The sequence below is a fragment of the Paenibacillus rhizovicinus genome (genome assembly GCF_010365285.1).
Lineage (GTDB): Bacteria > Bacillota > Bacilli > Paenibacillales > Paenibacillaceae > Paenibacillus_Z > Paenibacillus_Z rhizovicinus.
In genome coordinates this window covers 2,006,011-2,017,476 of the sequence record NZ_CP048286.1, presented here as the reverse complement: position 1 = coordinate 2,017,476, position 11,466 = coordinate 2,006,011, and the positions used below count along the sequence as shown (strand labels likewise).

Genomic DNA, 11,466 nt, shown 5'->3' with positions numbered 1-11,466 from the left:
GCCGGCGGCAACCGACTCCTCGCGCGACTCACCGCTGTTAAGGGCGGAAGGCTCAAGTCAAGATATGAGATTTATAGTAGACCGCATACCTTTGCGAGAGGGCGGTCTATTTTTTTTTGAGATAAGAGAGCAGCGCGAGAATAAACATGCCGAACGTGATCATCAGCGTTATCGCGTCACTTGTCTCCATGGCATCACCTCCCCTCGGGGAGACTAGCCGACCGCCCTTGCAAGCCATTCATCGCTTCTTTATTATAATCGAACAGGTGTTCGTAGTCTATCGTTATTTTGGTATAGGTTTACAGTCGGATGGTTCTAATGTCATTTTTCATTATTTGCTGCAAACGTTTCAATTTAATCTGTAATTATTTTTCAAAACACTATAAGGTTCAAGGCATAGATCAAAAGGAAGTCATGTTACAATATTCAAGTAGGAGTGAAGTGAGATGAGTATTGCAAAGACTATTGTTATGTCTTTATATTCGACTCGAGACTTTGAGGATTCAAATTTGGCAGAATTATTGATTCAGTTAATGAGCAAGTATCCTCAGTTTTATCCTGAATTATATGGAAACTCAAATCCGATAAAAGAGGGATTCTCCAAAGAAAATATGCAAAATATGATTGACTTATGGATGAATACCAAATTAAACGGAAACTCGAAGGACAAAAGGTACAAAGCCGGTGATTTTCTGGCAAAAAGACGAAAGAATTGCAATATTAATTATTTTATATCTTGGGAAAAGAGTCAGAATGCTAACTTTAATTTGGTATCTCTCTATTCTGAATCTACTGAATTAAGCAATGAAAAAACCTTTTCAGAATTCATGATGCTTTGTATTGATTTTATTGAAATAATTAAGCCGGAATTTGGGGAAGTCGGCATATCGGATCTAACTAAAAGTCAACCGATTAATTTAAAAATTAGGTGTCCGGAGCTTAAATGGATGGTGATATTTGGAGAACCGTATATAAAAATGTTCGGAAGACAAAAATTAATATCTGCGCCTGTGTATAAAACACATAATTTCACTGAGCATACAATAGGCTTGCAGCTAGTAGAGTCCATCTATAGTGAGGTTCCAAAAGAAACTCGATATAATGTGAAAAAACACCTGGGTGAAGAAGCATTTGTCGAAGAAAGCAAAAATATTAAGCGTTATAAAGATGGTTTGATTCCAGATTTTAATTTCACCGGTGTGACATAAAATGGCTAACTAGAAATATCTAGCTAGCCATTCCTCGCTTTAAACCCTTTAATTTGTATTAAACACCCTCAGCTCTATGCCACTTTAGATTAAGTAATACCGGAGGAATAAAAATTGGATCTACCCAGAAATAAGTGCCGTCAACGCTCAATTCTCCAATGAGTATATTTCCGTTACTTCCGGCTTGAAGCTTCCATTTTCCACTTACAACTGCCATTCCAGTACTAACGATTTTCATAGCCTCGTCCCAGCTAAATTCTTGTCCTTTGGTTTGTTCTATTTTCTCTAGCAAAGAATCATATTTTTGTTGAGCATGAAGTTCCATCTCCTCGGTTACTTCAGAGTCATATACCTCTACAAATTGAAGCCCCTTTAATTTTGACATAAGTACGAGTTCACGAAACTCATCAGAGACATATATTTCTGTTGATGTTGTTTCTGGCGCTTTAAAGATAGGAACATCTTTCACTCTCTCCGGATAGAACGATATTTTATCAAATCCAGAGAGCCTACCAGTACTTTTAAAATAAGTTGGCTCAGAGCGCTCGTAATCTATACAATCTATTACCGTTATTACGTTACATACCATGATTGCCATTTCATCATTTTCCACATTAAGGAATTCAACATTTTGATTAATTAGCGGCTCAATTTTTTGTAGTGATTTATTTCCCAACAATAATATTCCTGGAATCATTCTTGGAAAGTCTTTATGCCTGCCTTTTCTAAGAACATTTAACTTAATGGATTTCCATTCATTCCTTAATGATTCTCCTTCTGATGCACGAAAAATAAAATCATCCGTCTGATCATTTCGTTTAACTACTATGCTTTCTTCCGAAGGGGTTATTTTCCAAACTTTCATCTAGCATTCACCTCTCAATATAGTTAATTATTGCGCGCGTCCAAGTAGCCACAATATCGATCGGTATAATAACCGTTATGTGTAGCTACTAGGATGATTAACATATCGTCAAAATCAGGCAGTTACTGCAGATCACAGGAAATGGACTGCCGCCCAGCTCAAAGCACCGGGCATCAATTACGCATTTATTGTCTTGAAATATTTGTACACCTTCTCCAGCTTCTTGGCCTGCGTCCCGTTCGGCTGTTCCATGCGGCCGAATTCGAAGAATTTCACCTTCTTGATGCCGACGAAGCGGAACAATGCTTTGCGCATCAGTACCTTGTGCGCGTTGTTCAGCCAAAACAGCGGGTAGAGCGCGGGGCCTTTCATGGTGGACACGCAGACGACGGATTTATTTGTCAGCAGTCCCTCCGGCATCAGGCCCCCCTTGTCACGGTAAGCGAAGCCGGACGCGAACATTTGGTCGATATAACCGAGCAGCATCGCGGGAGGACGGCCCCACCAAATGGGATAGACGAAGACGATCTTGTCGGCCCAAAGCAGCTGCTCCCGATAAACGGCCAACGCCGGATCGCTGTGCATATCCCTCCTGCGTTTGTCCTGATTGAACACGAGAACGGGATTGAAGTCAGCCTCATACAGATCAAGCACCTTCACTTCCGTAACGGCGTCATTCTCGCCGCTGCCTTGAATGACCTGCTGCAAGAATGCATAGCTTAAGCTTTGGTGATTCGGATGGGTGTAAATAACGAGCATGTTCATATCGGTTGGCCACCTCTTTAGTTATCATTTGATAATTAAACCGTAACATATGGACTTGTTAGTTGTCAAATGATAATTGTTAATTGATAAATAATTTGCTATCGTATCGGGTAAGAGGTGATAACAGGTATGGACAAAAAGCAACTTTTCATGCAGGCGGTGTCGTTCATAACCTCCGTTCATCAGGCGACGTACGAAATGACGAAGGATTTTGCGCTCGGGGACATTACGCCGGTCCAATACGGGATACTGGAATATATCGCGGTTTCACAGCCGGTGACGCTAAGCGAGATCAGCGACTGCAAACACATTTCGATGCCCAATACGAGCCGCGAGCTGAAGAAGCTGACCGACAAAGGGCTGTGCGAGAAACTCGATGCCCCCGAAGATAAGCGCAAGCAGTACATTCGGCTGTCCGCAGCCGGACAATCCTTCATGAACGCGGCATTCGCGCATATGGAAACGCAGTTCTTCCGTCAGCTTCGGCATGCGACCGAGGCGGATTTGGGGCGGATCGCGGAGGCCATGGACGTGCTGCAAAAGAGTTTGTTTCAAGAACCCAACGCTTAGAGCGTTGGGTTCTTATCATTCAAGCGAACATGAAAATGCAAACGAGCGGAATGTCGTCCTTCCGGCTGAAATAGTGGTTTTTCGATCGAAACCTGTCTGCTATAATCAGGATATTACCCTTTATTTTCCATGGATAAGAGGCTTGGAAGCGTAAGGGAACAGGTTCGGCAAGGCGCCAAATGCCCTTGATCGGATCTAAAGGCTTGCAGCAATGGTGAAGAGGCTGTAAGCCTTTTTTCGTGGGGAGGTGATCCATAACGACGATTAGCTTGGGAAAGCGGTTATGGCTGTCGCGATCGTAAGCACGAGCAAGAAGAATGTGATCGGCTTGGACGGTACGGTATCTCCTTCCGGGAACGACAAGGAAGTGGGGCTCGTATTGGAAATCACCCGGACCTCGGATGGCAGCAAGGCGCGGACGGGTACCATCGGCGTCGTGGTTCCGGCTAAGCCGAAGAACAAAGACAAGGGTTAAGACAAGAAGATAGGCAACGCACAGCTTTGAAAAACGGCGACCGCTATCGGTTTTAAGCGTTAGGTTTTTATGTTTTCATAACGAGCAGCATTGCAGTCTTCGATTGCTATGCAAAATCCCCCTGCCAGCTAACCCATACGGTTGCTTGAGGGGGATTGTTCTTGTCTATGGGCTGGCTTAAATGATTGAATGAACGCTTATCCCAGCAATTCGATTTCCGCGATTTGCAAGGAGTCCGCCCCATGGTTTTGCTTCACATGCAAACGGTAGAAGGTGAACGCCTCGGCCTGATTCATGGCGAATGCACGCGTGTGCTGTCTCCAGGCGAAGGCTTCGTCCGTTCTCGCATCCAGTACGCTCCAGTGGGTACCATCGTTGGAAGCGAGGAGCTCCCAGCTCTTGGGATCCTGCTGCTGGCCATCATTTGCCGAGGTGATGGTGTACATTTGCACGGCACCTGCTTCCTTCAGCTCGTATTGAATCCAGCCAGTCGCTCCCGATGTCTGCCATTTCGTCGAAGAATTGTTGACGAACGCCTGAGCTGCCGCGTTGCCGGCTGCTTCATTCTCCCCGCTTGCCGTGACCTTGCCTCCGTTAGCCAAGTCTTGCAACGGCTGCGGCGGGAGCTCGCCCGTCGTCAGTGAAGGCGGCACATCGTCTTTCCCTGAGCCCCAGCTTGACGGAGAGGGACCCATATCGAACTCCAGCAAGGCTCCATCTGCAAGATCCCGGTGCAAGAAGTAGTTCTTCGAATGGTCTTGCCCATTCATTTTCAAACCCTGTACATAGATGTTGTCGTCATTCACCTTCGGAGCATGGATGACAATATCCTTGCCATTCTCCAAATGAATCGTCATCTTCTTGAAATAAGGGGCACCGATCGCATATTCAGGACGTCCTACGCTTACAGGGTAAAAGCCCATCGCGGCAAACAGATACCAGGCGGACATTTCGCCGTTATCTTCATCGCCTTGATAGCCGTTGCCTGTCCCTACTCCGGAATCATATAGACGCGTTACGATATCGCGAGCACGCGCTTGCGTCTTCCAAGGCGTACCGGCGTAGTTGTACATGTAGATGGTATGATGAACGGGCTGATTCGAATGTCCGTACTGTCCGCGATCGATATCGTAAGCCTCGACCATCTCATGAATAACGAAGCCGTATCCTCCTTCTTCATAATCCCTGGGCGCGTTGAACACATCGTCGATTTTGTCCGACAGTCCTTCTCTTCCGCCATACAGATTGGCAAGCCCTTGTCCGTCATGCGGAACAGCTACGCAATAGTGCCAGGCATTCCCCTCCGTGTATTCAGAGCCCCAGCGGATCGAGCTGAATTCTTCGTCGGAAGTGCGCCAGGAACCGTCCTCGTTCTTGCCACGGAAGAAGCCGACGGACGGCGAGAAGATATGCACATAATTCAATGCCCGGTTATAGAAGTATTTGGCGTCATCTTCTTTGCCGAGCGCGGTTGCCAGCTGAGCAATACCAAAGTCGTTCAGATAGCTTTCAAGCGACCAGGAGGTCGATTCGCCGACGTGATCCTGCGGGGTATAACCCAAGAACACGGAACGCTCCATTCCTTTGCGTCCTTTGGAGGAATCGCTGCTGTAGGTTGCCGCATTCCTGATCATCGAATCATAGGCAGCTTCCGCGTCGAAGCCCGTAATACCCTTCAAATAAGCATCCGCAAAAATAACGTCAGAATTCGTTCCCACCATGCAATCTACGCAGCCCGGAGCGGACCATCTAGCCATCCAGCCCCCGTCCTTATAGCCCTTAAGGAAGCCTTCCGCCAACTCTCCGGCTTTATCGGGCGTCAGCAGCGCATACATCGGCCATGTTGTCCGGTATGTGTCCCAGAAGCCGTTGTTTACATAAAGTTTGCCTTCCTTGATCGGATTGCCTTTCACATAAGGCGTTGCATATTGCGGCTTGCCTCCAACATGCTCGTAAGCCGAGTTTGGATAGATGAACAGACGATATAAGTTGGAATACAGCGTAATCAACTGCTCCTCGGAGGCGCCTTCCACCTCGATCTTATTCAAGATCGCATCCCAGGCATCCTGCGCGGCCAGCTTCACTTGCTCGAAGGTGCTGCTGCCGATTTCATCCAAGAGATTCGCCTTCGCTTGTTCGACGCTGATAAAGGAAGTCGCGATCTTCATGGTCACTTGACGATCTTGAACCGTATCGAATTCGACCCAAGAAGTGAGGTCACGGTAACCTTCGACTTTACTGGAGCGTACAAAAGGCTTGCTGAACTCGGCATAGACGTACATTCTAGGCACCAGCCTCAAGAATCCATCCGGATAATCGACATGTCCCGTAACGACGCCGTTCCCTTCATCCCATGCAATGGAGGCATCCAGGTTGTCGAACGTATCGAACAGCAAATAGGAACGATCCGTTGGGAAGCTGAATCGAACACAAGCCGCATGGTCAGTCGGAGCCAGCTCGGTTTGGATGCCGTTATCGAACTTCACGCTGTATACGTGTGCCTTGGCTGTTTCGTTCGCGTGATCGAATGAAGCCTCTCGGGCGTCTCGATCCACCGTGACCTGATCGGACATCGGCATGAACTGGAACGTTTGGCGATCGCCGATCCAGGGGCTTGGCATATGGCTGATCGTAAACGCCTGAATGCCGCTTTTGCTGTACTGGTATATCCATCTTGGCTCGCTTGCGTTCGTCATAGGCGTCCAGAAATTGAATCCGAACGGAACGCCCGTGGCTGGAAACGTATTCCCTTTCGAATACGACGGATCCGAGTTACTCCCCCTGCGCGTATTGACATATTCCGAAACGCTTACGGCTGCAGACTCATGGATCATAAAATGCACGCCCCCTTGAGATCGCTCTTCATATTTTGAAAACGCTTCCTTTATTATACTAAATCGACTGATGTTTCATAGACATCTCATGGTGAAAGATATAGGAAAGCCGAATATGAGCTTTATCAATGAAATGGAATAAATTAACGCTGAAAAAGCGATACAAAACCTGCTTTCTGACGGATACAATGATGAAAGTATCGCAAACATGAAGTTAATCATGCTTAAACTAGGACAAGGGAGTTATTTTCTATGGAATTCAACGATGTTATCAACGGCCACAGATCCATAAGAGAATACGAAGATCGGGAAGTCGGTCAAGATCTGCTGGATCAAATCTTGGAAGCCGGCATCCGTGCTTCTTCAAGCGGAAACATGCAGTCGTATTCGATTATCGTTACGAGGGACGCGGAGCTGAAGAACAAGCTGTACACGGCTCACATGGAGCAGTCCATGGTCGTGGATGCCCCCGTGCTGCTGACGTTCTGCGCGGATTTCAACCGCATGCGCAAATGGCTGGCGCTTAACGATGCGCCTGTTCATTTCGATAATTTCATGAGCTTCATGATCGGTGCCATCGACGCCACGCTGGCCGCCCAGAACTGCGCGTTAGCCGCGGAGAATGCCGGGCTTGGCATTTGCTATATGGGATCGACGCTCGCAAACTGCGACCAAATCGGCGAACTGCTGAATTTGCCGCCGAACGTCGTGCCCGTTGTCGGCTATTCGCTGGGGTATCCCGCCGAGAATCCGGCTCCTCGCGATCGGCTGCCGAAGCAGGCGCTCGTGCACCGGGAGCAGTATCGCGATTATTCGGATGCAGACATCCTGGAATTGTACAAGGAACGGAACGACAAGGGATGGAAACGATACATGGATATCCCTGAGCTGAAGGAAATGACGGAACGGTTAGGCTTGACGAATTTAGCTCAAATCTATACCAGAGCCAAGTATACGAAAGAATCCCATCTCGCGTTCTCGCAGACCGTGCTGGATTACTTGGCGTCGCAAAACTTTATGAAGCATACGTAATGGGCCTTGAATGAGCCCCAGACGAATAAACGGAGAAGCTCCCCTTACGGCAGGGGAGCTTTTCTATGTCCGGAGGTACCATGCAAAGCATCTCGTCTATACGATCCCGGATTCACGCCGATCGCGGACTTGAACGTCTTCGAGAAGTGATGCACGTCCGTGAACCCGCAGAAATCGCTCGTTTGCTGGAGGGACACGCCGTCTTGCAGCAGCTCCTGCGCATAGTCGATCCGCAATTTCATTAAATACTGATACGGCGTGATGTTGAAATGCTGCTTGAACAGGACGGTGAAGCGGGATGGGGATAATCCGGCCCTCCTGGCCATGTCCTTGACGTTAATGGGTTCGGAGATCCGGGATGCCAAATACGACGTAATCCAGTTTAAGAAAGGAACGCGGGACAGGGAATCCGGCTGCGGCTTCATGTAGGCTTTGAACAGCGTAACCAGGAATTCATGGGCGAGCTGGTTCGCTTCCATGATGCTCATCTTGGTTCGCGAATGCCAGCAGTCGATGATCTTGAACACCAGCTCGCGCAGTCTGCCCGATGATGGCGTGTCGAGTTTGAACGGGATTCGCAAGTCATCGCAGTCATGCAAGCGCGGCTGCCCGAAGTCGGCATAGGCGGACAAATCGACTTGCCCGGGACGGGTGACGAAGCTGTCGCCGCGCAACGGATTATAGAAGAAGTCCAGATGGACATAAGGGTTGATCGTATCCGTGATTCCACGGATCGTATGGATATCGCCCGGCTGCAGCAGGCACAGGTCCCCTGGCTGCAGGCGATGGACATGGCCGTTGACCTGAAGCTCGAACGTCCCCTCTTGAACGTAAAAAATGATATAGTCCAGCAAGTCGCGTTCGCCAAGAAAAAACGGGGGGCGGATCGCATAATCCGAGTCGCGTATATAAGGGGCGACGGCGTAGTCTTCCAATTTCATCTGCGTGCACCTCAAGGTTTATGGATGGTTCGGCATGGCATAATTTCAATCGTTTTCTACATAAAAAATAAAACGAATATATACAGAAAGAAAGCTTCGCTTTCATTAAGATGGATGTAGATGGCTGCACTAGTATATCACGATCCTAAGCGAGGTTATAAGTATGCGTAACGTGTATAAAGGCGAGAAGACTAGAGAAATCGTATTTCCCCTAGGAGGAATCGGCAGCGGAAGCATCGGTCTGGCAGGTAACGGAAGACTGGTGGACTGGGAGATCTTCAACCGTCCGAATAAGAAAAGCTTCAACGGTTTTAGCCACTTTGCGATTAAAGCGGAGCGGGACGGACAAGTGCTGGATGCGCGCGTATTGAACGGGGACATGCAGGGTCCCTATGTGGGCGAGCATCTACGCGGCGCTCCGCTGCACAGCGGATACGGCTTCGGTCCGGAAAGCCAAACGATGGCGGGCATGCCTCATTTTCGTGACGTCGAATTCAAGGGGGAATTTCCGTTTGCCGGCATGACATTCGCCGAACCCGCGTTTCCCGCACGAGTCGCGCTGACGGCGTTTAATCCGTTCATTCCGTTGCAAGAGGACGATTCAAGCCTTCCGGCGGCTTTCTTCGAATGGGAAATCGAAAATACGGATCAGACGGCGATCTCGTATACGCTGTGCCTATCCGCGGGCAATCCGGTTCCGACCGAGAACGTCTACCATCGTTATGAAGCCGCCGAAGGCGCGCATGGCAGTAACGTGCATACGCTTCAGCTAGGCTCCGATCAGCATGCCGGCGATCACGCGCAGTTCGGCGATATCACGCTCGGCACCGATGCGGCGGATGTCAGCTATCAGGAATTCTGGTACCGCGGCGGCTGGTGCGACAATCTCGAAATGTTTTGGCATGATTTCATGCAGCCCGGACGTCTGCGCAACAGGCAATACCCCGTGACGGAGTCCCCGCGCACCCGGCAGGACACGGCATCGCTTGCCGCGCACGTTGAATTGGCGCCGGGCGAGAAGAAGACCATCCGTTTCGTCATCGGCTGGAACTTCCCGAACGTGGTGAACTACTGGAATGCCAATCCGGCAGGGTCGAACGGCTGGAGAAATTACTACGCTGCCTTGTTCGCGGATTCCCGCGCGGTCGCGAAGCATGCACTCGAGAACTGGACGCGCCTGTACGAGGATACCCTTGCATTCAAGGAAGCCTTGTTCGCATCCACCGTGCCTGATGTAGTCAAAGAAGCGGTATCCGCGAACTTGTCCGTGCTGAAATCGGCGACGGTCCTGCGGCTGACCGACGGTTCCCTATATGGCTTCGAAGGCTGCATCGAAGATACGGGCTGCTGCGAAGGATCGTGCACGCATGTTTGGAATTACGCGTATGCGCTGCCGTTCTTGTTCCCTCGCCTGGAACGCGGCATGCGGGAGCTGGATTTAACCTACAATCAGCGCGAAGACGGCAGAATGTCCTTCCGCCTGATGCTTCCTCTCGGGAGGGAGCGGATGGACTTTCGCTCTTGCGCCGACGGCCAGTTCGGCGGGGTCTTGAACGCCTACCGCGATTGGAAGATCTCGGGCGACACGGCCTGGCTGCGATCCGTTTGGCCGGCCATCAAGAAATCGATCACGTACGCATGGGCAGCCAGCAACGAAGATCAATGGGATCCGGGCAAGACGGGCGTGCTTTCCGGCAGGCAGCATCACACGTTGGATATGGAACTTTTCGGGCCGAATTCCTGGCTGAGCGGGTTTTACTTGGCCGCGCTTAAAGCCGGCGCGGAGATGGCTTCCTTCTTGGGAGAGGACGATACCGCGGACGAATTTGCCTGCTTGTTCCGTCAAGGCAAGCAGTGGGTCGACGAGCATCTGTTCAATGGCGAATTTTACATGCAGCAAGTGGACTTATCGGATCAAGCGGCGTTGGCGCGATTCGACGACCAAACCGTCACCCATTACTGGAATAAGGAACTGGGAGAAATCAAATACCAGATCGCGGAAGGCTGCGCCATCGATCAAGTGATCGCGCAGTGGCATGCCAATCTGATCGGGCTCGGAGAGATTTTGGATACCGATCAAACCCGTACGGCATTACGGTCCTTGTATCGGCACAACTTCAAAGCCAGCATGCGGCATGAAGCGAACACGTGGCGGTTGTACTCGCTGAACGACGAAGGCGGCCTCGTCATCTGCACATGGCCGGAAGGGACCGGCAAGCCGGGAATTCCGCTCACGTACAATTCGGAGACGATGACGGGCTTCGAATACCAAGCGGCTTCGCATATGATTCAAGAAGGGTTGATCGACGAGGGGCTCTCGATCGTGCAGGCGATTCGCGACCGGTACGACGGGGAGAAACGCAATCCGTGGAACGAGATCGAATGCGGCAGCAACTACGCCAGATCGATGGCCAGTTACTCGCTGCTGCAGGCGTTCAGCGGCTTCGAGTACGACATGGTCCAGGGAATGATCGGATTCAAGCCGGTCCGTACGGCGGATAATGGCGTATTCCAGACACTGTGGTCGCTCGACGCGGGCTGGGGCGTATTCGAGCAGACGCCGGACCAGGCCAGCATTCATGTGTTACGCGGAACGCTGAACGTCAAGGCACTCAGGCTGCCGGCGGAGCGATTGGGCGCGATTGCGCATATTACGCTTGACGGCTTGCCGTTGGCGCACAGCATGGTCGGGAACGAGATTCATTTTGCCGAAACGTGCACGCTGATGAAGCAACCGTTGGTCGTTGCGTTCCGTTCTGGCGTATAAGTCCTAGAC

General features: G+C 50.1%; 10 protein-coding genes. 5 read left to right on the top strand and 5 right to left on the bottom strand.

The features are described 5' to 3' along the window. Positions 1 to 106: 106 nt before the first annotated feature. Positions 107 to 190 carry a putative holin-like toxin gene (locus tag GZH47_RS34050; RefSeq protein WP_225446527.1) on the bottom strand — a complete coding sequence of 28 codons (84 nt, stop codon included), beginning with the start codon at positions 188 to 190 and terminating at the stop codon, positions 107 to 109. A 256-nt stretch (positions 191 to 446) separates the two neighbouring features. Between GZH47_RS34050 and GZH47_RS09265 the strand changes: the two genes are divergently transcribed. Next, positions 447 to 1,208 carry a hypothetical protein gene (locus tag GZH47_RS09265; RefSeq protein WP_162639833.1) on the top strand — a complete coding sequence of 254 codons (762 nt, stop codon included), beginning with the start codon at positions 447 to 449 and terminating at the stop codon, positions 1,206 to 1,208. A gap of 58 nt (positions 1,209 to 1,266) precedes the next feature. Here GZH47_RS09265 and GZH47_RS09260 read toward each other — a convergent pair whose 3' ends face one another. Further along, a complete protein-coding gene (locus GZH47_RS09260; RefSeq protein WP_162639832.1) occupies positions 1,267 to 2,073 on the bottom strand; it encodes an imm11 family protein in 807 nt (268 codons plus the stop codon). A gap of 177 nt (positions 2,074 to 2,250) precedes the next feature. Beyond that, complete coding sequence (locus GZH47_RS09255) at positions 2,251 to 2,838, bottom strand: NAD(P)H-dependent oxidoreductase (RefSeq protein WP_162639831.1); 588 nt, start codon at positions 2,836 to 2,838, stop codon at positions 2,251 to 2,253. A 129-nt stretch (positions 2,839 to 2,967) separates the two neighbouring features. On the opposite strand from GZH47_RS09255, the gene GZH47_RS09250 reads away from it, so the two are divergent. Both GZH47_RS09250 and GZH47_RS09245 read left to right on the top strand, forming a co-directional pair. Then, entirely contained in the window at positions 2,968 to 3,408 is a 441-nt protein-coding gene (locus GZH47_RS09250) for a MarR family winged helix-turn-helix transcriptional regulator (RefSeq protein ID WP_162639830.1), read from the top strand. Between the two features lie 283 nt (positions 3,409 to 3,691). Then, positions 3,692 to 3,883 (top strand): hypothetical protein, encoded by a 192-nt coding sequence (locus tag GZH47_RS09245; protein ID WP_162639829.1) that lies wholly within the window; start codon positions 3,692 to 3,694, stop codon positions 3,881 to 3,883. 197 nt (positions 3,884 to 4,080) lie between these two features. Here GZH47_RS09245 and GZH47_RS09240 read toward each other — a convergent pair whose 3' ends face one another. Further along, on the bottom strand, positions 4,081 to 6,717 hold the full coding sequence (locus tag GZH47_RS09240; RefSeq protein WP_162639828.1) for a GH92 family glycosyl hydrolase: 2,637 nt from the start codon (positions 6,715 to 6,717) through the stop codon (positions 4,081 to 4,083). Positions 6,718 to 6,969: 252 nt separating this feature from the next. Between GZH47_RS09240 and GZH47_RS09235 the strand changes: the two genes are divergently transcribed. Beyond that, on the top strand, positions 6,970 to 7,749 hold the full coding sequence (locus GZH47_RS09235) for a nitroreductase family protein (RefSeq protein WP_162639827.1): 780 nt from the start codon (positions 6,970 to 6,972) through the stop codon (positions 7,747 to 7,749). Positions 7,750 to 7,793: 44 nt separating this feature from the next. Here GZH47_RS09235 and GZH47_RS09230 read toward each other — a convergent pair whose 3' ends face one another. Further along, positions 7,794 to 8,690 carry an AraC family transcriptional regulator gene (locus tag GZH47_RS09230; RefSeq protein ID WP_162639826.1) on the bottom strand — a complete coding sequence of 299 codons (897 nt, stop codon included), beginning with the start codon at positions 8,688 to 8,690 and terminating at the stop codon, positions 7,794 to 7,796. 163 nt (positions 8,691 to 8,853) lie between these two features. Between GZH47_RS09230 and GZH47_RS09225 the strand changes: the two genes are divergently transcribed. Next, positions 8,854 to 11,457 carry a GH116 family glycosyl-hydrolase gene (locus GZH47_RS09225; protein ID WP_162639825.1) on the top strand — a complete coding sequence of 868 codons (2,604 nt, stop codon included), beginning with the start codon at positions 8,854 to 8,856 and terminating at the stop codon, positions 11,455 to 11,457. Positions 11,458 to 11,466: the final 9 nt, after the last annotated feature.